General features: G+C 59.9%; 20 protein-coding genes and 2 pseudogenes. 5 read left to right on the top strand and 17 right to left on the bottom strand.

The features are described 5' to 3' along the window. Window positions 1-208: 208 nt before the first annotated feature. Window positions 209-532: pseudogene (locus FJ979_RS33245) on the top strand (ISNCY family transposase); the annotation flags it as partial. A gap of 486 nt (window positions 533-1,018) precedes the next feature. Here FJ979_RS33245 and FJ979_RS30705 read toward each other — a convergent pair. After that, the gene (locus FJ979_RS30705; protein WP_140584553.1) at window positions 1,019-3,643 is read right to left on the bottom strand and encodes an EAL domain-containing protein; all 2,625 of its coding nucleotides are present in this window, start codon (window positions 3,641-3,643) and stop codon (window positions 1,019-1,021) included. A 155-nt stretch (window positions 3,644-3,798) separates the two neighbouring features. Between FJ979_RS30705 and FJ979_RS33240 the strand changes: the two are divergent. After that, window positions 3,799-3,995 (top strand): annotated as a pseudogene (locus FJ979_RS33240) (IS630 family transposase); the annotation flags it as partial. Window positions 3,996-4,365: 370 nt separating this feature from the next. Here the strand turns inward: FJ979_RS33240 and FJ979_RS30695 are convergent. The 14 genes from FJ979_RS30695 to FJ979_RS30630 form a co-directional block, all read right to left on the bottom strand. After that, window positions 4,366-6,015, bottom strand: a complete 1,650-nt coding sequence (locus FJ979_RS30695) for an efflux RND transporter periplasmic adaptor subunit (protein ID WP_210241487.1) — start codon at window positions 6,013-6,015, stop codon at window positions 4,366-4,368. Between the two features lie 515 nt (window positions 6,016-6,530). Continuing rightward, window positions 6,531-7,334 (bottom strand): HlyD family efflux transporter periplasmic adaptor subunit, encoded by an 804-nt coding sequence (locus FJ979_RS30690; protein WP_181181825.1) that lies wholly within the window; start codon window positions 7,332-7,334, stop codon window positions 6,531-6,533. A 380-nt stretch (window positions 7,335-7,714) separates the two neighbouring features. Further along, a complete protein-coding gene (gene trbI, locus FJ979_RS30685) occupies window positions 7,715-9,037 on the bottom strand; it encodes an IncP-type conjugal transfer protein TrbI (protein WP_140584543.1) in 1,323 nt (440 codons plus the stop codon). 12 nt (window positions 9,038-9,049) lie between these two features. After that, window positions 9,050-9,514, bottom strand: a complete 465-nt coding sequence (gene trbH, locus FJ979_RS30680; protein WP_140584552.1) for a conjugal transfer protein TrbH — start codon at window positions 9,512-9,514, stop codon at window positions 9,050-9,052. 2 nt (window positions 9,515-9,516) lie between these two features. Next, a complete protein-coding gene (trbG, locus tag FJ979_RS30675; RefSeq protein WP_140584542.1) occupies window positions 9,517-10,347 on the bottom strand; it encodes a P-type conjugative transfer protein TrbG in 831 nt (276 codons plus the stop codon). Window positions 10,348-10,367: 20 nt separating this feature from the next. After that, window positions 10,368-11,030: a conjugal transfer protein TrbF gene (locus FJ979_RS30670; RefSeq protein WP_140584541.1), complete on the bottom strand. Its 663-nt coding sequence runs from the start codon at window positions 11,028-11,030 to the stop codon at window positions 10,368-10,370. A gap of 30 nt (window positions 11,031-11,060) precedes the next feature. Further along, complete coding sequence (gene trbL, locus FJ979_RS30665; RefSeq protein ID WP_140584540.1) at window positions 11,061-12,251, bottom strand: P-type conjugative transfer protein TrbL; 1,191 nt, start codon at window positions 12,249-12,251, stop codon at window positions 11,061-11,063. Between the two features lie 7 nt (window positions 12,252-12,258). Beyond that, entirely contained in the window at window positions 12,259-12,456 is a 198-nt protein-coding gene (locus FJ979_RS30660) for a hypothetical protein (protein ID WP_140584539.1), read from the bottom strand. 4 nt (window positions 12,457-12,460) lie between these two features. Then, window positions 12,461-13,294 (bottom strand): P-type conjugative transfer protein TrbJ, encoded by an 834-nt coding sequence (gene trbJ, locus FJ979_RS30655; RefSeq protein ID WP_140584538.1) that lies wholly within the window; start codon window positions 13,292-13,294, stop codon window positions 12,461-12,463. Continuing rightward, complete coding sequence (locus tag FJ979_RS30650; RefSeq protein WP_140584551.1) at window positions 13,269-15,707, bottom strand: conjugal transfer protein TrbE; 2,439 nt, start codon at window positions 15,705-15,707, stop codon at window positions 13,269-13,271. The genes trbJ and FJ979_RS30650 overlap by 26 nt, the downstream gene beginning before the upstream one ends. Window positions 15,708-15,723: 16 nt before the next feature. Next, a complete protein-coding gene (locus FJ979_RS30645; protein ID WP_140584537.1) occupies window positions 15,724-16,023 on the bottom strand; it encodes a conjugal transfer protein TrbD in 300 nt (99 codons plus the stop codon). After that, window positions 16,016-16,393, bottom strand: a complete 378-nt coding sequence (locus FJ979_RS30640; RefSeq protein WP_140584536.1) for a TrbC/VirB2 family protein — start codon at window positions 16,391-16,393, stop codon at window positions 16,016-16,018. Before FJ979_RS30640 ends, FJ979_RS30645 begins: the two co-directional genes overlap by 8 nt. Then, a complete protein-coding gene (trbB, locus tag FJ979_RS30635) occupies window positions 16,383-17,354 on the bottom strand; it encodes a P-type conjugative transfer ATPase TrbB (protein WP_140584550.1) in 972 nt (323 codons plus the stop codon). The genes FJ979_RS30640 and trbB overlap by 11 nt, the downstream gene beginning before the upstream one ends. 42 nt (window positions 17,355-17,396) lie before the next feature. After that, window positions 17,397-18,026 (bottom strand): acyl-homoserine-lactone synthase, encoded by a 630-nt coding sequence (locus FJ979_RS30630; protein ID WP_140560153.1) that lies wholly within the window; start codon window positions 18,024-18,026, stop codon window positions 17,397-17,399. Between the two features lie 205 nt (window positions 18,027-18,231). Between FJ979_RS30630 and FJ979_RS30625 the strand changes: the two genes are divergently transcribed. After that, window positions 18,232-18,948, top strand: a complete 717-nt coding sequence (locus FJ979_RS30625) for an autoinducer binding domain-containing protein (RefSeq protein WP_140500821.1) — start codon at window positions 18,232-18,234, stop codon at window positions 18,946-18,948. 136 nt (window positions 18,949-19,084) lie between these two features. Here the strand turns inward: FJ979_RS30625 and FJ979_RS30620 are convergent, their stop codons facing one another. After that, entirely contained in the window at window positions 19,085-21,475 is a 2,391-nt protein-coding gene (locus FJ979_RS30620; protein WP_140584535.1) for a 1-deoxy-D-xylulose-5-phosphate synthase N-terminal domain-containing protein, read from the bottom strand. A 128-nt stretch (window positions 21,476-21,603) separates the two neighbouring features. Between FJ979_RS30620 and FJ979_RS30615 the strand changes: the two genes are divergently transcribed. Further along, the gene (locus tag FJ979_RS30615; RefSeq protein WP_140500822.1) at window positions 21,604-22,077 is read left to right on the top strand and encodes an Lrp/AsnC family transcriptional regulator; all 474 of its coding nucleotides are present in this window, start codon (window positions 21,604-21,606) and stop codon (window positions 22,075-22,077) included. Window positions 22,078-23,194: 1,117 nt separating this feature from the next. Continuing rightward, entirely contained in the window at window positions 23,195-23,602 is a 408-nt protein-coding gene (locus FJ979_RS30605; RefSeq protein WP_140584534.1) for a MucR family transcriptional regulator, read from the top strand. A gap of 68 nt (window positions 23,603-23,670) precedes the next feature. Here the strand turns inward: FJ979_RS30605 and FJ979_RS30600 are convergent, their stop codons facing one another. Continuing rightward, window positions 23,671-24,039: a nuclear transport factor 2 family protein gene (locus FJ979_RS30600; protein ID WP_140584533.1), complete on the bottom strand. Its 369-nt coding sequence runs from the start codon at window positions 24,037-24,039 to the stop codon at window positions 23,671-23,673. Window positions 24,040-24,525 lie beyond the last annotated feature (486 nt).

Below are 24,525 nucleotides of genomic sequence, written 5' to 3'. Positions count from 1 at the left end.
TGCACCCTGCCCTTTGGAACGGCCAATGCGACATTTCTACTTTGCAGAACCGGCGACATTTCTACATCGCCGCCACATAAGCTGTAGCAGCTAAGTTAAAATGTCGGGACCTGGCAAAGTAGGAATGTCGCTCCTGCCTTGCCAATCCTGCCTGCGATCGGCAGATTGGGACTGGTTCTGATGAGCGAACGCGAGCAGGTGTGTCGAAGAGATCCGGCGGCTGTTGAAGACGTTGCAGGCGCATGGCGCTGCGGCTCTCCGGCACAAGGCGCGTGGCCGGCGCTCCAACAATCACATTGTCGATGGCGTTCGCGACTTCGTGCTGGAGCTGATCCGGGAAGACTACGTCGACTTTGGACCGACGCTTGCGCGCGAGAAGCTGGTCGAACGGCTCGCGGTCAGCAAGGAGATGCTGCGCAAATGGATGGCGGAGGCTGGGATTTGGACGTCGCGCCGTGAGCGCAAGCGCCGGTTGCATCAGCCACGGGGCCGGCGCCACCGCATCGGCGAGCTGGTCCAGATCGATGGCTCGCACCGTGAAGGAATTGCGTCTGCGCGGCATCAGCACGATCGAGGCATCCGATGCCTATGCGGCCGAGTTCCACCGCTGATTTCAAAGCTCGTTTCGGCAAGGAACCGCGCAGTTCCGAAGGACATGCATTCGTCCCCTCGCCGATCATGAGAACCTGGAAGAACCTACCCGGCCTGTCGTATCCGAAGTGAGCCGCGAGCCTTCGGTTCTGCTTCCTTCCCTTCCAGAAGCTTAAGGATGTGACCAATCTTCAAAAGCTTGCCAGTGACGCCAGCGGCTATCGCCTGCGTCATGCGGCGCGAGGCATCAGTGCGTCGCTCAATTGTAATACCTGAAATGGAGGCCACCCGGCTGGCGTGAGCCTCTGCCTTGTTAGAAAAGCCATTGGTCTGGCGCGTGAAATGGCGCTAGTACATCCGCTTGGTCATGCGCAGGGGCCGCAACGGGGGTTGGCGGGCGCCGATGCTCGTCGCGCGCGCGTTGATCTCACGATGCTGCGAGCATTCGCCGGTTGTTTAACAACTTCATGATGCCGTGTGCGGTCATTGGTCGGCTCAGCGCATAGCCTTGCAAGATGTCACAGCCCAAATTCTTGAGGACCTTGGCCTGCTGCATCGTCTCGACACCTTCGGCGATGACCTCCACGCCCAAGGACCGGCCAATCTGCACAATCGATCGTACGACCTCTCGCTGCTGGGCTGACCTGGCGATTGGACCAATTAGCTGGCGTGCAATTTTCAACCGTCGCGGTTGAAGCTTGAGCAAGCTGACAATCGACGCATGGCCGGTGCCGAAATCGTCAATTTCGATGTCGATTCCGAGTTCCTTGATCTGGTTGACGTTCCAGATCATAAGCTCATCGTTGTCGTCGAGGAAGATTGACTCTAGAAGTTCGAACGAAACGGTTCCTGGTTTTATCGAAAGTGACGTCAGGCTGTTGATCAGCTCCTCGTCCTGAAGCCGTCTCGCAGAGACGTTCACCGAAGCGCGCGGAACCAGGAGGCCGGCCCTCTGCCAGCGATCAAAGTCGCGGAGGGTTTGTTCCAGTACTAGTCGGTCAATAATTGAAACGACATTCAACTCTTCAGCAATCTTGAGGAACCCGGCTGGCGTCTGAAGTCCGTCGGCGGGATGGTTCCAGCGCGCCAGCGCCTCAACGCCCGCAACCTCCAGCGTTTTGGCATCGAACTGTAGCTGGTAATGTGGAACAAACTCGTTGCGTTCCAACCCTGCGAGGATCTCGTCGGCTACCCGTTTGGTCCGAATGATCTCAGACTGGAGGTCTTGGGTGAAGAACTCATATCGATTGCGTCCCCGACTCTTGGCCCGGTAAAGGGCTATATCCGCGTTGACCATCAGGCGTGGGCCGTCGATGGGACCGTCCGCATCGACTGCAATCCCGATGCTAACGCCGATACGGCATTGATGGTCCTTGTAGGGAATCGGCTGCCGCAATCTATGTATGATACGGTCGGCCAGCTGTTTAAGCTGATCAGTTGAGATATCGCGTCTGCAGACTACCACAAACTCATCGCCTCCGACTCGGGCAACGAAGTCTGATGAGCGAACAGTTGATGTCAGCTCCTTTGCGGTATGGATCAGCACGGCGTCGCCGATGGCATGGCCGAGCGTGCCATTTATCTGTTTGAAACGATCGAGATCAAGATGCAGAAGCGCGGCGCCGCTGCCAGGCGTTGAGCCTGTGGCGGCATAGCTATCGAGCATCGTGTCGAGGTGGCGGCGATTCGGAAGGCCGGTCAGTGAGTCGTGAAGCGCCGTATGCTCATTGCGCGCTGTCGCCGCCTCAAGCTCAGCACTCCTCGTTTCGGCGAGATCCTTTGCCCGTTCCAGTTCCCGTGTCTGGATCACATCCGCCGTCACGTCCCATTCCGCGCCAACCATTTTGTAGTCGGTGCCGTCCCTGTAAGTCTTGGCACGCACGCGGACGTGTCGGACAACTCCATTGGGAAGCACCACACGATATTGCGAAGAGTATATGCCGGTTGCGATCCCTTGCGCGAAATCCCGCTTAGCCTCGTCGAGATCGTCAGGGTGGATCGATCTTGACCACTCTTCGAAGGTCCTTGGTTCGCCATCTGCTGACTTGCCATAGATTTCGTTCAGGCGGTCGTCCCAGAATATAATGTCCGAGTCGAGATCCTGCTCCCAGACGCCAATTTGCGAGGCGTCAAGCGCAAGCTCCAGCCTCTCTGAAAGCTGTGCCAGTCGTCGTTCGCCGCGGCGCAGATCGGCGTAATGCTTATACCGCTGATCGAGAAGCCGCCCCGCCAAGACGATCGGAACCACGACCAGGGCGCCGCCGATGAGCATTGTTAGTCGCAAAATCCAGGCGTTGCGAGGCGTGGTGTTCCAGCCACCCTTGGGAATCGCAGAAATCTGCCAAGACCCTGTCGGCAACCGCACCTCGGAAGTGACGGGATCTTGTTCCGTCACGTACGCGGGACCGTAAAATCGCGCCCCGCTTCTCCCGAGAGCGTCCTTACCGATCAGAGCGATTTCGATTGGCAGGTTCTTGTCTAAAAGACCGCTGTCCGCGTACAGCTTCTGAACGTCGATCACGGCGGCCACTATGCCCCAGAAGGTCTCGCGAGGGCCGTCACGGTCAAGGAAGACAGGAAATCGCCCGATGAATGCCTGACCTCCTTGTTTGAGTTCTACCGGCCCGGCTAATACCAGTTGCTTGTTATCGCGTGCCCGAAGTACTGCCTCGCGCAGCCTTTCGTCTTCGCGGAAGTCCAGCCCTATCGCTTTTTCATTGCCTTCCCTCGGATACATCAACGAGACGACCAGGTCAGGGGCCCCGGCAATGTTTCTGATCTGTGTCTTCTCGCGAAAGAGGCTCTTTGCCAGTTTGGCAAAGCGAGCTTGGCTCATGTTCGGTTCAGTAACGATCGTCGCGACCAGACCACGCGCCAGTTGAAGGTCTCCGTTGACATTACCCTCAAGTTTGGCGCGAACGAGGTTCATCTCCTTCGCAACGTCAACGCGCAATGCCTGCTCGGTGACAATGCTATTTTGATGGTCGGCAAAAATTCCGGCAGTTAACAGCACCGCAAGGGCGATCACTGCCGGAAGACTGGTCCAGGACATCAAGGTGCGGAAGCGCTGATGAATAGCAAATGGCAAGATGGAATCTCGGTCGCCCTGATTTCCAGTTGGCGCAGGATATCGGAGCCGACTTAATCGAATCTCTTCGCCTCTACTCAAAATTTATAAAAGACACCTGGAAGACTAACGCGTATCTGGCGCGCGCTGGTCTCGCCAGCAGGCGCTTGCGTTTGCGATCCTCGCAGACCGGCCTCGATCCCCAGTCCCTGTTCGATGAGACGTGGATCAAGGCCAACATGGCTCGCTGCCATGTTGGCGGCCGAAGTGGCAGCGGCTGTGCGCCCTGGCTCCGCGCGGCCATTGCCGCACCCTGACCTTCCGTGGCGCGCTGCGCTGTATGGGTGCGCGGCTGCTCCACGAATATAAGGCGATCAGCGCTGCCGGCATGGACTAAGCGGCGCCCCGCAGCCAACGCCGGCGTGGTTTTTTCGGTTGTAGACAACGATGGATCTATTGCATCAACACGCTTTCGCTGGTCCGTCATTCATGGGCAACGATGTTGCATCGACGGGCTGACGTCTGCGGAAATGCCTCTCGGGCTCCGACGAACTCTTCGAACCCGTTGGGCACATATCGGCGCCGGCACGCAGCAGTTAGGAAACTAGACGCGGCGCCTGAACGCGGTTGTGTGCGTCAAGTTCTGCAAAAAGGCGCGGAGAGCTCAACGTGCGGGCGGTAGGCCGGACAGCTGCTGTTCGGCAAATTCAAAATCCGCTTTCGCGGATGATGACGCCGGCAATCTTGCGCCAAATCTGGCCGGCAATGGAGGCGCGGCGGGCTGCGACGATCGCGGTCCCCGTCATGATATGCTGGAGCGGGGCCGGCCCAGTCACACCCATGGTGACGCGATAGAGCGACATTTCCGGAACCAGCTTCGCGTTCGGTCCTTGCCGCGTTGCGATCGGACCACCGTGGGCGGAGGCGAGCTCCACATCGGGCAGTGTCTCTATTGCGGCGCTATCGATGGCGATCACGCGGGCCGTCAGACGCGGTGAGGCAAGGTCAATGGGAACAAATGAGCCGGCGCTGCCGACCTCGATGCGCTGGAGGTCGGCCTCCACGACATAGGCATGGACGCGAGCAGCCGAGCGATCCGCAACCAGACCGACGGATTCGCCGGCCTTGACCCATTCGCCGACTGCGAGGGGCTCCGCAAGCTGCACCACAATCCCTGACGCGGGCGCGAGGATAACGAGCCGTTTCCGCTCGAACTCGGCGGCGGCAAGCTCCGCTTTGGCTCCCTCCAATTCACGTTCCAGCAGCTGCGCATCGGAGCGCAGAGCCGGATCCTGCGCTGCCGCGCGGATTCTCTTTACCAGATCATCGACGTTCAGCTTGGCCTGCTCGACCTTGAAGTCGATTTCGGGCGAGGTGAATTCAACGAGGGGCTCGCCCTTTTCCACCTGGTCGCCGACCCTCACATGGATCACCGATACGCGTCCCGGCATTTGCGAGAACAGCTCGACCTGGGTAGAGGCTGCAAGGATCCCCGGTGAATGAACCGAGCCGCGCCAGGGAATGATCAGCGCAACGAAAATGCAGGCGAAGACGGTCGAAGTGAGAACGGTTCTGGCGTTCAACGGCCTGCTTCTGCGCCTTTTCCCCCATTCGACCAGCTCGCGGAAGATTGGACGTGCGAGGAACCACCACAGCTCCACAGCGAACAGCAGGATACCAAGCGCTTTGAAGAACATGTGGTAGACCACGAGCGCGATGCCGAGGAACAGAAAGAAGCGGTAGAGCCAGGTCGAGACAGCATAGATCGTAAGGATACGACGCATCCCTGCCGACCAGGCCTCGGGTGGCGGAGCGCCAAAGTCGAACAGCAACTCCCGAAGCTTGTGCCGGGCGAGCGCGAAGGAGCGTTCCTGCAAGTTGGGAACTTCTATCAGGTCCGAGAACAAGTAATAGCCGTCGAACCTCATGAAGGGTGACATGTTGACGAGCACCGTCAGCACCCATGCGGTGGTCGCCCAGACAAATACCACGCTGCGGATTATCCCGTCGGGAAGGAAGTTCCACAGCAGCAAAGCATAGGCCGCGAGGCAGCATTCGGCCGCCACACCGGCGCAGCCGATCGCGAGCCGCTGCCGGCGGTCCTTGAGCCGCCAGGCGGCGCTCGTGTCAGTATAGAGGACCGGCGCCATAACGAGGAGCGCCACACCCATGCTTGGAACGCGGCAGCCGTAGCGCTTGGCCGTGAGGCCATGGCCAAGCTCGTGAAGGGCCTTGGACGTGAGTAGCGCTGCTCCGGCCAAAGCCGCGCCTTCCAGCGAGAAGAACCAGGGCAAAGACGCCTTGAACATATCCCATTGCCGCACGGCGAGATATAGGCCCATCAGCCCGGCAAACATCGTGGTTGCGAAAAAACCATAGCTGTAGACCCATCCCAGTCGTGGCAGCAGGGCCTCGAGAATCCGGTCCGGCCGCAAGAGCGGAATGCGAATGAACAGATAGTGGTGGAGCAGCCAGGTGAGCCATCCGTGCTTCCTGGCCGCCTTGTGCTCGAGGAGACGCCACGTCCCTTCGGGCCTCGCCTCGCGCAGCAGGTGGGCGCTGGCAAGGAAACGGAAGAACTGCTCGACATCGGTTTTTGTGGGCCGAAGCGTTGTGTCGCGGCCGATCTGGTCAGCGATCTCTTGCATGTCGCCGAGGTGCCAGCGGCACAGCATTTCGAACTCCAGCCAGCCGAGGCGGTAGAAGCGGTTGGCGGCCGGATCGTAAAGCGTCCAGCTCGGCGCCCCGCCACTGACCCGGCCGGCCGGCTCCAGGACAAGCTCGTCGCGAAGTGGCGGAAGGTCGGACGGCGCGGTCGCGGCAGCAGCGCTGTTCGGCACTGGGCGCCTGGTTGGCGCGCCCCCGCCGAGGCTCAGAACCCCAGCCATTGCCGCGCTGCCGATATCGGTCGCCGGAATATCGCATAGGCCAGTGGCACTTGCTGACCATAGAGCTTTGCGGTGCCCTTGAGTCCGATCCGCGGCAATTGCTCGTCTCGGGCAAGCCGTGCCTTCACGCGATAGGCAAGCACCCCGTCGGCACCTTGCTGCGCCTTGTATGAGACGAAGGTCAGGACAGCATCCAGCGGCCGCCCGGGCTCGATGTTCAGGAAGAGCCAAACCGGTCCGCCGATTTCAAGGTCGATCGCATCGGCAACCGGAAGGCGCGCCTCGGCCTCGACCTTGTCCGGATCGGCAATCAGCATCATGCGCTCGCCAATGGCCACGGGCCGGCCGATCCAGTCGTTCGGGTCGTCGTACACCGCTATTCCGGAGCGTGACGATTTGATCTCGGTCTGGCCGAGCTGTTCGGTAAGATAGGCGACCTCGGCCTTCTGCTGGTCAAGCTTTCCCTGGAGCACCGGCAGTGAGGCGCGGACCTTCTGGTCAACGACCGCGAACTGCTTCGCCTGGCGCAGCTCGGCTTCCGCCGACTCCTCAGCGCGGGTCGCCACCTCGAGCTGGTTGCGCAGCTTTCTCGGATCGAGGGTGACAACGGTCTGCCCTTGCACCACGGTTTCGTTGGGCTTGACAAGGACGTTCTCGACGACGCCGTCGAGCGGCGCACGGACCATGAAGGATTCACGCGGAGCGATCTCGGCCTGCGCAAGCACCGACTGGCGAACCGGCAAAAAACCGATGCCGATGAGCAGCGCTAGCGCGAGGGCAGCGGCCACGCTGCGCCGGCCCCTTCGTGCGAATGTTATCTTTTCGCGAAGAGGCCGGCCTTTGAGCTGCGCCTTCCACGCATGGCCATAGGCATCCGCCATTAGTGCCAGCAGATTCCGCTCTCCCTCGTTCAGCGGTGTCTCCCGCGCCAGCACGAGCGCACCAAGCGGAGGCGCGAGTGGAATCCATACCAGGTAGGACGGCAGCCACTCCGACCAGTCGACTGCAATCGCCGGATCGATGTCGGCGGCAACGACTTCGCGTATTCCCTCGCGACTCTGCGCATCAAGATGGGAGCAGAGCCGGCCCGCCCACACGACATGAAGCAGTGAGCTGTGTGCTCCTCCCTTCGTTTGTCGTCTTCTCTGGTCGACCCGACGCTTATGGTTCAGGATGAATAAGCACGGGGGAAGACGATGTCCTGATCAACCAGAATGTTGAACTTATAGCCAGGCCGGATTTCGAGCGTCGGCTGCACGTCGATGTTCTTCGAAATCGCCCGCTCGGCAACGCGGCCAAAGGTTTCTGCGAAAGATCGTCTTGCCGAATTTTCGGCACTGTTTTCGGAGCCAAGTGCATTGCGATCTTCCGGTATCGCCATGTCTACGCCGGCACCGATCGCCGCGATCAGGATCGCAGACCCGAATGTCCTGAGATAGTGATTGTTCACTCTGTCCTTGAAGCCGCCGTGACCTTGGGCATCGGTGCCGGCCATGCCTTCGATCTGCAGGGTCGCACCGTTCGGGAAAATGACCTCGGTCCAGACGACGAGCACGCGGCGCTGGCCGAAGGTGACGCTCGAATCGTACCTGCCGAAGAGCTTCGCGCCTTGGGGAACGAGCAAATGGTGTCCAGTGGCGCTGTCGAAGACGTTTTGAGAGACCTGTGCTGTAATGCGGCCTGGCAGGTCAGAATTCACACCCGTTATCAGCGTCGCGGGAATGACCGACCCCCGTTTGAGTTCATACGGGGACAATTGGGGAACGACACGGTTCGGTAGGTAGCCGAGATCCTTGATATCCTGATTGAAGAAGCCGGCTTTATCGCCTTGCCGGTTCGCGTCGGATCCGGCCTGGCCGGCCAGTCCAGCGCGCATCGCTGCGGCGTAAAGGTCAGTTGCGCCGGCTCGCGATGCATTCGCGCTCACCGTATCGGGAGCGCTCCCTTTGTCGCCATCCAGCTTACGTTGATCGCCGATACCGACGCTGATCGGAGAATCGTACGCTGCGTCATTCGCCTGAAGCCGGGCCATCCGCTGGCGATGCCGCTCGCGCAGATATTGCTCTTCCTGTTCACGCTGGAGGCGCGCGCGCCAGATGCGTTCCGGCTCGACCGCCGGTTCCGGCACGGCGGTGGATTGACTTGTCGTGGGTGCCGGCTTGAACGGATTGGCTGGAAGCGGCGCGGCGGTCGCCGGTGGTGGTGACGGCCGAAACACGGAGGGTTCGACGGGCGCCTCGATGACGCCGTCCGACACGCCGCGCTTGAGTTGGTCGGCGAAGTCGCGCGCGGGCGGAGAGTTCGAAGCCGAGCCGATGCCGTCACCGCCGCGAAAATACAGGCCGCGTTGCGACAATCCGTAGATGATGACGCCGAAGAACAAGATCGCGAGCGCAATTGCTGCGATGACCGGCAACCTGTTGAGGCGGCGAATGCGGGGAGCGCCATCACCGTCGCCGGATGGCTTTGTTGAAATATCGAGTGAGGACATTCGCGCCTCCTCTCAGCCGCGCCGCATGATGGACAGCGGGCTCGAAGGGGTCGCGCCTGATTTCGTGACCGCATAAGCCCTGCCAAGATCAATGGTCGATGTCGACAGACGGGCGAGCACGCTGCCTTCGAAACTGTCAACGACATAGGCGAGATGGATCAGCTTGCTGCCGTGCGTCTTCTGATCTGCCATCGCCACTGCGTAGCCCGAGCTCTTCAAGGACAATTTCATGGCCTCGCCGAAGGGAGAACCATCGGACTTGAGGACAATGGTTCCGGTGCCAGGTCCGACGACGTCCGCGAGCTTGCTCACCATGTCACCGGCGATCGCATTGGCAGCCGTTGAAGAGAGCTCCGCCTTGTCGACGCTTGCCGTGAGATCGCCCTCGCCCGGGGTCTGGCAAGCAGTGGCGCAGGCGCACATTACGGAAACAGCCGTAATCCGGGCTAGTGGTGCTAACGATCGAAAGCTGGCCATGGTCACCCTCCCCTCTTGATGGTGATCTTCTCCTGCTTCCAGCCGACGCCGGAAACGAGAACCGCGCGGTCCACCATGTAGTCGACGATCATCATCGTGCCTTTCACCCGATAGTTGACGATCCGGTTCTCGCCACCCGAGACGACGAACAGGACCGGCGCGTCCTGCCCGGCAAAAGAAGACGGGAACTGGATGTAGGTCTTGGTTCCATCCGAATAGACGCGTGTCGGCTTCCAGCGAGCGCGGCCGCTCGTCCGATAGCCAAAGTTTAGATTTTCGGCGGGCACGCCGGCGCCCGGGATCGTGGTCGCTTCCATCCGCGCGTTAATCTCGGCGAACTTCTGATTGACCTCGTCCGGATATTCGAACCCGACGCGGGCCATGTATTGTGTTTGATGCGACTTGAGCTGGATATGATAGGTGCGCCGCGACGTCGTCACGACCATCGATGAGACGAGGTCGGGTTCAGATGGCTTGAGGATCAGATGGACCGCCTGGTCACCCACCGCGCCGGATGTGGCCGGCTCGACCTTCCAGCGAACGGTGTCGCCAACCAGCACGTCCCGAACGACCTCACCGGCCTGGAGTTCTACGTCACAGACTTGGAGCGGTGAGCAAACTATGGACGGCTGCACCTCGCCATAGAGGAAGACCACCTTGCCATCGGCGCCCTTGGTGATGAGACCTCGTGACCCTCGCCATTTCCCCGAAATGCTGGTTCCTTTCGTCTCATTGGCGCTCATCTCCTGGGCCGCCGCCGAGGCCCAGATCGATGCTGAGGCTAGAGCGAGCACCGCAACGCAGGCACTCGCTCGCATGGATAAGGGGATCATGGTGTAAAACCTCAAGGACATCATAGTTGCGCGGTCCAATCGAAATCGCGAAGATACAATCCGATCGGGTTCAAGCGGATGATTTCCTCATCCTGCGGCGGGGTAAGCGTGACGGTGGCAATGCCTCGAAAACGGCGGGTCGCCGTTTCCTTGCCTTTTCGATTACGCTCGAATTCCGTCCAGTCGATCTGGTAGCTCTGGTTCGACAAGGCGACGACGTTGTTCACTTCGGTCGCGACCGTTGCGGCCTTGGCTTTCTCGAACGGCGAATTGCCCCGAAACCAGCTATTGATCTTCTCGGTTGCGGGATCAGAGGTCCGAAGAAGCGCGTAGGTGCGATCGATATACTGCTTCTGGACGACCGCATCGGGCGTGACCGACCGGAAGGAAGTGATGAAGCCGCCCAGGGCTGCGCGAACCACGCGAGGATCGGCGTACTCGATCTGTTGCGGGAAGCCGGCAACAGCCGCGGCGCCCAGCTTGTCGACCTCGACGATGTAGGGCACCAGCTTCACCTGCGTACTCTGATAGAGTGCGTAGGAGAAGCCGATCACCGCTATGGTCATGCCAGTGATGCCAACGACGCGCCAAGCGCTCGCAGACTTCACATAGCTTCCATAGCGCTCGTTCCACTCCTGGCGAGCGGCGAGATAGGGGTTGTCGGGATGGTCTCGTCTTGCCATCTGCGCTGGTCTCGATTGACTGGGAGGACGTTATTTCTTGGGTGCTGAGCTGGTTTTGCCAGAACCGGAACGTTGTTTGGGGATGGAGCGGGGCGCGTCGAGCTTGGCGTTGGCCAGACCAAGAGTGGAGGTTCCGTAAGATCCCGGTGCGCCGATCGCCTGGTCCCTCGCGGCGGACGCCAGGGCACTGCCGGCCGATCCGACACCCGAGAAAGCCCCCTTCATCGCGGCAGATCCGAACGATGCGCCCGATTGCCGGGCTTCGGAGTAGGCGGAAATACCGACCCTTGTCCCTCCATAAGCAAGGGTGCCGGCGCCGAGGCCCGCCGAAATCGCTTGACCGCCGTGGCGGATCGCTTCCATGCCGCCGGTGACAGAGACGCCCTGGACGACACCCTGCACAATGGTCGGCACGTACATGGCAACCATGAAGATGATCACCGCAATTCCAGCTATTGCGGTCGTGGCGTAGGCTGATTCTTCGGTCATTGGATCGTCAGCAATCCCGACCAAGACATCTGATCCTATGTTGGCGATCATGACGAGTGCCATCAGCTTCATACCGACGCCGAAGGCGTAGATCAGGTATCGGATTGCGAGGTCCTTTGTGAAGGACGACCCACCGAAGCCCAACATGATCATGCCGGCAAGGAGGCCGACATACATCTCAGTGATCACAGCGATAAATATTGCGGTGACCAAGCCGAAACAGATAACCACAACAACCATTGAAAATACTGCCGCCGTCGCGAGGGCGTTATCTTCGAATAGGCCGAAAGACACCTTTTCGGAGAGCGACGCACCTACCTTGAGACCAGCGTCAAAGACGTCCGCGGGCGAAACCGAGCCTGAACCTCCGCCAATCTGAAACAGGCTGTTGACCACATCTTTGGCTAGCTGCGGGCCTGTGGTAAGCACAAACAAGAAGAAGCCAATGAACAGAATGCGCCTGGCCAGTTCACCGAACCAGGCTTCGAGAGTCGCGGAATTAATCGCAAGCCACACAGCACAAATACCGACCTCGATCAAAGCGAGCAGCCAGAACAATGAGGTTGCGGCCTGAAGGATCGTTGTCTCCCAGCTCTTGGCAGCGTTCGTGATCCGGTCTTGGATCGTATCAACAACGTTGTTGAACGATTGCGCGACCACGGGTTCGGTGGTGACGAGGCACGCGGAGGTCACGCCGATCAGAACCCAACAAGGTACGAGTTGCCTACTCATCCTATATTCAATCCCAATCCGGCTTGAACGCCTTGCCATCGTCGGTGCGTGGCTTTTCGGGAAGCGCGAGGAAATCGCGATCGTCGGTCGCTGAGGACGGCTCAATCTGAGCTTGTTCTTCGCGCGGGAGCATAATAACCAGCGTTGAGATCAAGGCCGCAAGAACAACGATTCCGGTGCCGGCAATAATCGCGAGGCGTTTCATTGTTTCACCAGTTCGGCCGGAACTGCTGACCATCAGTCGTGGAGGGACTTTCCGACCGCTTGAAGAACTCCGCGCGCCGCGCCTGAGCCAGATCGTCCTTTGCCTGCTCGGACTGATACCAAGTTCCCATCATGGTCGTCTGCTGAGCCAGCAGGCCGCGCAGTTTCTGGGTCTGGGCTACCTGCTGGGTGGCGATCTGATGCCCAACCTGAAGGGCCTTCATCTGTCCGTCCGCCGACTCCGACATAGAACGGAGCTGGCGCATGGTGGCCTCTTCGCTGGAGAATTGCTCCGCGGTCAGGTTCGCCGCTTTGAGTGTGCCGGCTACGGTGTCGCGGTTCGTATCGGACCAACTTTGCCATGCGCTTGCAAAGTCCTGCCCTTCGGGCAGTTTGGATTTGAAATCGGCATAGCTTTGGAACCGCTGCTTCAGGACATCGTCGATGTTGCCCATCGAGAAGGCGATCCCCTGTCCCTGGCTGACGATCTCCTGGAGCTTTCCGAGATCGCTCTCGACTTGACCCCAAACGTGGGAAGGAAGCTTTGCCGTATTTTGCAGCATGTTCTCGTAAATGCGCATCTGGTTCTGGATCTGCTCGGCAAGCTGGGTGATTTGCTTGACTTGGTTCTGAATTTGCTCGGCAGACTGGCCGACAAGGCCGACGAGTTCTGAGTTATTGAGCAACTGGGTCCATTCGGTCGCATTGCCCGTGGCAGCACCCGCGTTGGCAGGCGTCAGCGCAGCAGGCATCAACGCGCTCGTTGCCAGCGCCGTAATCAATGGAGCAAGTGAGCCTCGCCGGATGCCGCGACTACGATTGGAGGCCTGTGTCGGCATTGTTTATTCCTCTCTCCTTGAGCCAAGCTGCGGGCCAGCCCTGGCCGTGAACGTCTCGCAATTCCTGAATGCGCCTGAGGTCATCCTTGCCGGTAGCGCCGACGAAGGAGAGCGTTGCGGGTCCGAGCGCCATGTCGAACAGCCTGCGTCCCTCGGGCGAGACGACGTAGTATTCACGCTTGGGGAGCGCCGTCGCCACGATCTCGATCTGGCGTTCGTTGAAGCCGATCCGTTCGTAGAATTCGCGTGTGCCGGGCTCCCGGGCGGCTCCGTTCGGCAAGCAGATTTTCGTCGGACAGGATTCTTTCAGCACGTCGATGATGCCGGACTGCTCGGCGTCCGAGATCGACTGCGTTGCGAGGATAACCGCGCAGTTGGCCTTGCGCAGGACTTTGAGCCACTCTCTGATCTTGTCGCGGAACACGGGGTGCCCGAGCATCAGCCAGGCCTCGTCGAGGATGATAAGACTGGGCGATCCAGTGAGGCGCTTTTCAATACGGCGGAACAGGTAGAGCAGAACCGGAATGAGGGTTCGGTCACCCATATTCATCAGCTGCTCGATTTCGAACGTCTGGAAGGACGACAGCGTCAGACCGTCGGCTTCGGCGTCGAGCAGGTGCCCCATCGGACCGTCGACCGTGTAATGCTGGAGAGCCTCCTTTATCTCACGCAACTGCACGCCTGACACGAAGTCGGAGAGGGACTTCCCTTGGGACATCGCCATGAGGGCCAGCTGCCGGGCGATGGCGTTGCGATGGTCTGGCGTGATTTTCACGCCTTGGAGCGCGATCAGCGTCTCGATCCACTCAGCAGCCCAGGCCCTGTCGCCATCGGACCCAAGTTGGGAAAGCGGGCAGAAGGAAAGCCCCTCGCCTGCCCCGACATCATGATGATCGCCGCCGACACCAAGCGTCAGCGGTAGCATTGACAATCCCTTGTCGAAGGCGAAGAGCTGCGCGCCCTGGTATCTTCGGAACTGCGCTGCTATCAGGCCGAGAAGCGTCGACTTTCCAGAACCGGTCGGGCCGAAGATCAGGGTGTGACCGACATCGCCCGAATGAAGGTTGAGCCGGAATGGTGTCGAGCCGGACGCGACCTGGCAGAGCGGCGGGGAATTCTCCGGGTAGAACGGACACGGTGCAACAGCACTGCCCGACCACACCGCATTGAGCGGGATAAGATCCGCGAGATTTCGCGTGTTGATCAGCGGCTCGCGGACATTAGCGTACCAGTTGCCTGGTAGGCTGCCGAGAAAGGCCTCCGTCGCGTTGAGTGTCTCGATGCGGGCCCCGAAGCCTTCGGCCTGAACAAGCCGGCGCACAGCTTCAGCCTTGTCGCGAAGGCGCCGCTCGTCCTGGTCGAACATCACGATAGCCGGCGTGTAGTAGCCGTGGGCAACGAGCTGCGACGACGATTCCGCAATCGCATCCTCGGCCTCGGCCACCATCATGGCGGCGTCCTGGTCGATCGACCGGGAGTTCGTCTGAAAGAGTTGGTCGAAGAAGGGGCGAACTTTCTGCTGCCACTTCTTGCGGGTTCGTTCGAGCTTCTGACGCGCCTCGACGGCATCGAGAAACATGAAGCGCGACGACCAGCGGTAGGTGAGAGGCATCAGATCGAGAGAGTTAAGAATGCCCGGCCAGCTGTCGGCCGGAAAACCGTCGATCGCCACCACGGCGAGGTAACGGCTGTCGACGAGCGGCGAAAGACCGTGATGGAAATCGGCAGTTACCAGGAAATCGAGATACATCGGGATCGCTGGCAGCCTGATCGGATGGTTCTCGCCTACGATGCAGAAGCGGACGAACTGCAGAAGCTCGTCATACTTCGCCGTGCGTGTTCCGCCGCGCTCAACTGTTTCCCGCGTGACCATGCGCCGTATCGACAGCACGTTCGCCAAATACTGTTCGAACTCGCGGATTGCGTTCCGAAAATACTTCAACACCGTATCAGCGAAACGTTCGTTGCGGGAGGCGTCGTCGGAATAGACATATTTTGCCAGCGCCGATTTGTGCTTCTGGGCCGGACGGTAGGTGAGAAGGATTGCGTGCTGGCTCTCGAAATGGCCGCTTTCGGCCTCGAAATGCCTTCGGCGCTCATCGTCGATCGCAGCACTCACCGGGTCTGGAAAATGGCCGTCCTCACACGGGGGGTAGGCGGTGGTCGGTACACGCACCGCTTCCACCTGGATCATCCAGCCGCTGCCTAGACGAGCAAGGATCGCGTTGATCTGTCGCGAGACTTCGTTGCGCTCGAAATCGGTCGAGCTTTCGGAATCCGGGCCGGCAAAATACCATCCAGCGAGCAGTGATCCGTCCTTCAGCAGCAGGACGCCGTTGTCCACCAGCCCTGCATAAGGAAGCAGGTCGGAAAACGAGGGGTCGGCATGCCGGAATTTCTTGAGTGCGACCATCATCAGCCGTCCGTATTTAGTAGGCCCGCCAGGGCGTCGATGTCGGCCGGTAATGGGCTCTGTAACGGATGTGTCGCAGATACACCGTCCGCATCATCGGGTCGGTCTTTGCCATCAGCCTGAGCAACCCGACGATGACGACCCAAATCGCGATGCCAAGCAGCGCAGAGAACCAGGTCAGGACAACGAAAATCAGAACGACGCTTGCCAAGCCCGTCACGAGCACCAGTTCCCGATCCGCGCCAAACAGAAGGTTCGGCCGGGAAAGCGCGCGATGGATCCTGACGCTGTGAAGTTGGCTGGAACGCTCAGCCATCGATGAGAACCGCGGGAGATTGGGTCGCTCTGCCCTCGACGGCTGGCTCCGTGCCGATCGACGCTCCGCCGGCCCCGAACAGCCCCACGATCTGGGTTGCGCCGAGAAGGATGCCTGCAACCAGCACGACATAAACCAGTCGCCGTGCGAAATCGTTCAATTCACCGCCGAAAATCAGCATGCCACCGGCGATCGCCACGGCCGCCAGTGCGATTGTACCGGCGACCGGTCCGTTTATCGACTGCTGGATCTGTTGAAGCGGACCCTCCCAAGGCAATCCGCCCCCACCGCCGGCGGCTAGCGCCGAGTTGTTCGACAGGACAAGAGAGGCCGTCAATCCAACAGAAGTCCTGATCGCCCTATGCGACATGGCGGTGCCCCTCTTCGCTGCCGTGGGATTCGATGCGGTAACGGCCGTCGCGATAGCCCTCGACAACCAGCAGTTCACGAACGCGCCGACCTTTCGGCGTGCGTTCGATGGAGATGACCATGTCGACCGCCTCACCGATGATTTCGGGCATCGGGTTGGAACTGACTTCGGCCGTCAGCTGCTCGAGGCGGGTCAAGGCCGAGAGCGCGCTGTTTGCGTGGATCGTGGCGATACCGCCGGGATGGCCGGTGTTCCACGCTTTCAGCAGCGTGAGTGCGGCGCCGTCGCGAACCTCGCCGACGATGATCCGGTCGGGTCTCAGACGCATGGTGGATTTGAGCAGTCGGCTCATGTCCACCGCATCAGTCGTGTGGAGCGCGACGACATTTTCTGCCGCGCATTGGATCTCGCCCGTGTCTTCGAGAATAACCAGGCGGTGTTCCGGCATCAGGCTGACGATCTCGCCGATGACCGCGTTGGTGAGCGTTGTCTTGCCCGTCCCCGTGCCACCAGCGACGACGATGTTCATCCGGTTCTCGACAGCGTTGCGAATGACCGAAGCCTGGTATGGGGTCATGATCTTGTCGCGCACATAGCTGTCGAGCGGGAAGAGCCGCGTGGCGCGCTTGCGGATCGTGAAGACGGGTGCCGCGACCACCGGTGACAACAGGCCCTCGAACCGATGTCCGCCGATCGGCAGCTCGCCAGAGATGATGGGCCGGTTGAGGTTCACTTCCGTTCCGAGCGCGTGAGCGACTGTGCCAATGATCGTCTCGGCCGCCTGCGGCGCCAACCTGCCTGCCTGCGTGATCGGTTCGCCGATGCGTTCGACGAAGAGCTGCCCGTCTGGATTGAGCATGATCTCGACGACGAGCGCGTCGTCGAGCGTGTTGCAGATCGTGCTGCCCATGGCCTCGCGAAGTTTTCGCACGAGCCGATGGTGTGATTGCGAAGTGGGCATCATTTGAGGATCATCTTGGATGCATCTTGGATCAATCCGCCGTCACGCTGCGAGTGGGCGCGCGTCCAGGGAGAAGGGCTGATATCCGTTCGCCCGAACGCGAAGCGCATTTTGAAGGGTGGCTGGAACGATGCCGGCAACCGCGATCGTGTTGCCGATCGGATGGGGCGAGCCGAGGCGATTGAAAGGTAGCCCTGCCCTGCCAAGGATCTTCTCAAAACGGATGTCGGTGACGGTCGCTACTTCGCAATAGCCGTTGACCAATGACCATTCCAGGATGCCTGCGAACAGCGCCATCGTCGTCTTGTGGAGGCCTCTGGCCGCGTTCCTGGATCCAAGCTCCGTGTCCACGCAAAACCGGGAACTTTCGATCAAGCCTGAATGGCATGGCATGGGATCGCTACCGAGAAGGACCGGAAACGTCTGGCCCAGCATTGTCGGACCGGTGGCCGGAAGAAGGCGTGCGCAGCCAGCGACATTGCGTAAATCGTCGGTCACAGCGAGGAGATAGGTCGGATCGAGCGCATCGTATTCATCTGTTTCGCGCCCGGACTTGACCGTCACGTTCCAGCCGAGGCGGTCTCTGAACACCCGCGCGCGCAGCGCGTGCATTTGATCAATCAGCCCATCCCCTGCGCTGCTTTCTCCATTCCTGACCGCAACTATCTGCATGCCTTTTTCTCCGCGCTGTTTCGATAGTGCGAAAGAAACAGCGTTCGAGCAGGCGGACCATTACGGGTTTCCGAAGGTCGGCCAGGTAAATCCGAAGATTCACCCGTCTGCTAGCGATGGTTGCATTTTTGAGGTTGATCTCAACCGCCTGAACCTCAATATGAGACGCACCTTTTTGCGGCTGGGGCAGTAAGAAGGAGTGCCGATGAAGTCTCTGAAGCCACAGTTTGAAATGCTGCGGGACTGGTTGAAACTGGCGCCCGACAAGCCTGCCATCGATCAGGCCTTGCGCAGGTTCGCCAACGCGCAGGGGTTTGAATGGTTCACCTATCTCTCGGTACACGAGGCGGACGTGTATGGGATGTCGAACTATCCGGTGGCGTGGCAGAAGCACTATCTCGACAGCGGGCTGGCCAAGGTGGATCCTGTCGTTGAAGCGGTTTCTCCAAGACGCGGTGCCTACGCCTGGTGGGAGAGCGGCTTGCCCGTTCCAGCGAGAAAGCATCACCGGACGTTCTTCGGCGAAGCCCGGAATTTTGGCATCCGCTCGGGGATCTCTATCCCTATCTTCGATGGTTTTGGAAGGCGGGCTCTCTTCACCTTCTCGTCGCGCGAGCGCAAACCCGACACCACCATGTTGGCCGACCCCTATTCGGTTCTGACGCTTGGTGCCTTTGTCGATGGCTATCTGCAGAGCCGCGATGATCAGCAGCTGATGAGCGCAGCCGCCTCTCCTTTGACGAGCTATCAGCTCGAGTGCCTCGCATGGCTCCTTGCGGGCAAGACCAACGACGACATTGCGACGCTGCGCAACGTCAGCCGGCGAGCCGTCGAGTTTCAGCTGCAGAACATTCGCCGCAAACTCAACGTCCTAACCACCTATCAGGCCCTCGGCATCGCGATAAAGCGCAAGTGGATCTGAGCTTGCGGAAGGACCGCTCGCTGATTTGGTGTTCTGGCGGAGAGTGGATCGTTTCCCAGATATTCTGATGACCGAGACCCGACGGGCTCGCCAACGAAGAAAATGCTAAACCTGGCGGCGCCAGGCTGAGATAATATCACTCCAGCGCGCGCAAATGGCGCACCGGCCGGCTATTGATGATCCGGTCACCCGCTGTCGCTATCGAATTCGAGTCGATGCCGAAATGCCGGTAGAGATCATCGATGGTCCCCGATTGGCCGAAGTGTTCGACGCCAAGGCTGCGCGTTCGGTGGCCGGAGACCGAGCCAAGCCAGCCTAGTGCCGCCGGGTGGCCGTCGGTGACGGTAATGATCGCACAATGGGCTGGAAGGTCGGCAAGCAGCCTTTCGACATGGCTTCTTGCATGGATGAGGCCGCGCTCGCGTGCGCGGCTTGCCGCGGTCCAGCCGGCGTTCAACCGATCGGCTGATGTCACTGCCAGGAGACCGATATCGCGACGGTCCTCAGCCATCAAACCGACCGCTTCGATGGCTTCCGGTGCGACGGCGCCGGTGTAGGCGACGATCAGCTCGGCATTCGGGCCTGGACGTCTTAGCCAATAGGCGCCGTCGACGATGTCGCGTTCGAGTTCCGGCGTCATGACGCGCGCAATCTGCTCGACGGGACGTGTCGAAAGCCGCAGATAGACCGACCCGCCGGTCTCGTCGCGTAGCCAGGTACGCTCCGATTGCACCGCGTCCCCATCGCGTTGCATGTAATCGAGTGCGAAGCGCATAATGACGCTCAGCTCGTCGACAAAGGCCGGCTCGTAGGCGGCAAGCCCATCCTGCGCCATTCCGATCAGCTGGGTGGCGATCGACTGGTGCGCTCCGCCCTCCGGTGCCAGCGTAATGCCTGACGGCGTGGCCACGAGCAGGAATCGCGCATCCTGATAGCAGGCATAGTTGAGCGCATCGAGACCGCGCTGGATGAACGGATCATAAAGCGTGCCGATCGGCAGCAGCCGCTTGCCGAAGATCGAATGCGACAGTCCGAGCGCCGACAGCAGGATGAACAGATTATTCTCGGCGATGCCAAGCTCGATATGCTGGCCGGACGTGCCGAACTCCCATTTCTGCGCCGAGGCGATACGTTCGTTGCGGAATGTGTCCGCCAGCGATTCCCTGGCGAAGAGGCCGCGACGGTTCACCCATGGGCCGAGATTGGTCGAGACCGTGACGTCCGGAGATGTTGTGACAATCGCATCGGCAAGCGGCCCACCGGCGCGCGCGATCTCGTCCAGGATCCGGCCAAAACCGATCTGCGTGGAGACGATGCCTTTGGCCTCCGAGACAAGATGACCAGGAACGAGCATGCGCTGGGCGTGACGGCGCCGTTTGCCCTTCGCCGCGAATGGAACAGCATCGAGAAACCGTTGAAGATCCAGTTCGCCCATATCCAATCCTTCGAAGGCGTTCCACTCGCGCCCCTCGACGACCGACATCGACGCACGAAACGTTGCCATCTGGTCCTTGGTCATCAGGCCGGCATGATTGTCCTTGTGACCGGCAAGCGACAGCCCAAAACCTTTGATGGTGTAGGCGATGAAGCATGTCGGCCGCTCGTTGCCGCGCGCCGTGTCGAAGGCATCGAGTAGGGAGGGCAAATCATGACCGCCGAGATTGGTCATCAGCGCGGCCAGATCGGTATCGGAGCGGCGATCGAGCAGTGACGCGACTTCCGGCTCTTCGCCAATGTCGGCCAGCAGGCGTTTGCGCCAGGCGCCGCCGCCTTGAAAAGTCAGCGCCGAGTAGAGTTGGTTGGGGCAAGCATCGATCCAGTCGCGCAGCGCCCCGCCGCCTGGCTCGGTGAAGGCGGCATGCTGGAGGGACCCGTACTTCAGGATGACGACGTCCCAGCCGAAGTTGCGGAAGATGCTTTCGAAGCGCTCCCACAGCCCCTCGCGCAGGACGGCATCGAGGCTCTGGCGGTTGTAGTCAACGATCCACCAGCAATTGCGCAGGCCATGTTTCCAGCCCTCCAACAGCGCCTCGAAGATGTTGCCCTCATCCATCTCGGCGTCGCCGATCAGCGCCACCATGCGGCCCTGGGACATGCTTTGGTCACGGGCCAAGAGATAGTCCTGCACGAGCGAGGCGAACAGCGTCTGTGCAACACCCAGCCCCACCGAGCCCGTGGAGAAATCGACATCGTCGACGTCCTTGGTCCGCGATGGATAGCTTTGCGCTCCGCCAAAGGCGCGGAACTGCTCGAGTTTTTCCCTGGTCTGGTTGCCGAGAAGATACTGAATAGCGTGAAAGACAGGTGATGCATGCGGTTTGACCGCAACGCGATCTTCCGGCCGCAGCACTGAAAAATAGAGGGCCGTCATGATCGTCACCAGCGAGGCGGATGATGCCTGATGCCCGCCGACTTTCACTCCGTCAGTGCTTTCGCGAAGATGGTTGGCGTTGTGGATCGTCCACGTCGACAGCCACAGCACCTTTTTCTCCAGCGCCGAAAGCGCATCCAATTCCCGTTCGTCCAATTGCCCAGCCTCCTGGTGAACCGATCGAAATCATAGGCCGAGGTAAAAGCCAGTTGTCGCTAAACTTGCCTGATTATGGCGCCTAGTTTAGCTGCTTTGATCAAGATCGATGATAGGAGTGTTGATCTGTGCCAAAAATCCGACTGGACGATATCGACCGCAAGATCATCGCCGCGCTTCAAATCGATGGCAGAATGACGGCGCAGCAACTTGCCGATCAGGTCGGCCTCTCAGCCTCGCCCTGCGCGCGCCGCGTCCGCATGATGGAGGATAGGGGCGTTATCACGGGCTACGCCGCGCTCATCGACCAAGATCTCGTTGATCTACCAATCTCGGTGTTCGCCTCGATCAGGTTAGAGCGTCAGCGAGAGAACGAACTGGAGCGGTTCAATACGGCCATCGGCCGCTGGCCGGAGGTCGTCGACTGCTATCTGATGACCGGGCAGCGCGACTATCTGCTGCGCATCGTGGTGCGCGACCTGCAAGCCTATGACCGCTTCCTCAAGGAAAAGCTGACGCGGCTCGATGGCGTTGCCTCGATCGAATCCAGCTTTGCCCTTGCCCAGATCAAGCGGTCCAACCGGCTCCCGATCGACACGTGAGCCTATGGTCTGGCCAGGCAATGCTGAGTCTCAGGCATGGTCAGAGACGCGTTTGATCCCGCTGTTTGAATGCTGATCCGCTCGGTCCCTGCCACAACCGAGTTCCGAAAAAACTGTGCACCAGAAGCGGTAGTCGCCCGTGCGGCCATCGAAATGGGCTGTCAGCGCGCAATGTGCCGCGGCAGTCGACGCATTCGATCCATAAAGCTAGATAGCTGCCCGAGCCATGGCATCCGGGTCGGCCAGCTCCCAGAGCGTCAAGTCGCCAAAACCTGCACTGTCGCCACGGCGATCGGATTGAATTTTGGGCATAGCATAACCTCCCGCGGGTTGGGGTCCAGCGAGGGCAGCGGTGCGCTGCGAGGCCGGACGTTGGGAACCCACGTGGAGTGAGCCACGATCCAAGGGCGTTACGCCCAGGATATTCGTCGTGTCGTCCCTGGCCTACGGCATCTTCGCAAGGCGGTGGTAGCCACCCGCAGAAGGTTGCGCATGACAAATTTATTGCAGAGCGCTGTCTGGAAAACAATCTGTGTTGATGGGTGCGAGTATGATCAGTCTGTGCCCGCTGGTGATGATCGTACGGCGATCGCCGCCACTGGGCGGCGGCCTCGTCCAGAGGAATGGCGAGCTGGCGCTGATTGCCGACTGGCGTCGGCGATCGTCAGTGGGCGTGGACCATGCGTAAACGGCAGCGCAGCGGCAAACCAATTCGTCGAACGTTCGTATAAGCCTTCGACGACACGCTCATTGGACCTCGGGTTGATCCATGGACTTCCTGTGGTCCGTCCAGTCCATCATGGGTGCCACGGCCACTCCTTGGCCTTGATTCATCATTTTTCTTTAAAATCAAATCGTTAACCTGCCGAGTGCATACGAATTTTCGCCAGAATACCCCCCTTTTTCGCCACGTTTTGATCTCTCAGTGCACACGGAGCGCACACGAAAAAATGGCCAACTACACAGAACTCCCGTGCGGCTCCTAGCGTGTCCAAGTCCGTCGCAAATGTCGCTACGTCAGCGAGACTTTCCTGCGCCGAGACGACGCACATACCGATAAGCAATAGGAGTTCCAAAAATTGCCAGGGCAGATCAATAGCGCCCCGAGGTTGTTGAATTGGCCGCTGATGTTGTTGCCGCGTATGTCAGCAATAACCCGGTGCCAGTCAGCGAATTGCCAAGCCTCATTGTGTCGGTTCACCGGGCATTGTCTGACCTTAGCGGGCCTGTGGCAGCCGCTGCCGCAGAGCTATTACCCGCCGTCAATCCAACGAGGTCGGTCACGCCGGACTTCATCATCTGCGTTGACGACGGCAAGAAGTTCAAATCGCTGAAGCGCCACCTTCGTCAGCTTGGCATGACGGCCGATGAATATCGCCCTAAGAGGAACCTACCTGCCGACTATCCCATGGTGGCGCCGAACTATGCCGCGACGCGATCAGCACTGGCCAAGGCGTCGGGTCTTGGGCGCAAGCCGGTTCCGCAGAAGAAGGCTCCTGCGAAACGCACGGCCAAAGTCGCCTGACGCGAACTAATCCTGCCCTGTACTGGGCAGGCCACTGCCGGTATCACGATGTGGTCATCAGTTGTCGCTCACTCGCCAACATCGCTGCAATTGAGACTGCACATCCGGACCAACCAGCCTCCACCAGCCTGACGCTCAAAGACGCTGAGTGATGTTCCGTTTCCCGTCGCTTCACCTTCTGAGTAGGCCGCAAGACACCAGGCGAGGTCGCCAGAGCTCCCCGCCTCCGTTACGGCAAGCGTCTTGTTGGTGCCTGCGCCTTGTGTCCATACGGCGTGCAGCGACTCTATCGCCGCGCGGCCGCGGGCCGGGGGCGCATAAGGCGAATGGACTTCCCCGTCAGGTGCGAATATGGCTGCGCAACCGGCGGCGTCGTTCGATCGGTATGCAGCGACATAGATGTCCAAAAATTCCTGCAATTCATCGCGGATCGACATCTCTAGAGTTCTCCTTCGTTGCCAAGCTTACGCGGCAGTTCCGGCCGTAACTCATCTCTGAGAAGTTCGATTAGCCTTCCAGCATCACTCTCAGTTAGCTTCGGCAACTCCTCACACACACGATACCAAGGCAACTGAGTGTCCGTGTAGATATGCCTGGTGACCCTGGCCTCGGCCGGCCTGTCCAAGGTGCCCACCGTGATATTCGTCAACCAGTCATCCTTCCACCTGGATGCCTGCCATACGATCCGAGACCCGCAATGCCCACAAAACCCACGTTTCCCGTCATCCGACGAAATATAGTATTTTGGGCCATTTTTCAAATATCTGAGAGTGCCGGCCTTTACTAAGACCGTAATCTCAGCCGGGTGGCCTGTGCTGCGTTGGCAAATGGTGCAGTGGCAGATATAGCCGTTCTGAAGATAGACCTCTGCTTCATATCGAACGCTGCCACAAAGACATCCTCCAGTGACTTTCGTTGTTTCG

This window comes from Mesorhizobium sp. B1-1-6, assembly GCF_006443035.1.
GTDB lineage: Bacteria > Pseudomonadota > Alphaproteobacteria > Rhizobiales > Rhizobiaceae > Mesorhizobium.
The sequence above is the reverse complement of the archived record's forward strand: the minus strand, read 5'-3'. Positions and strand labels throughout refer to the sequence as shown.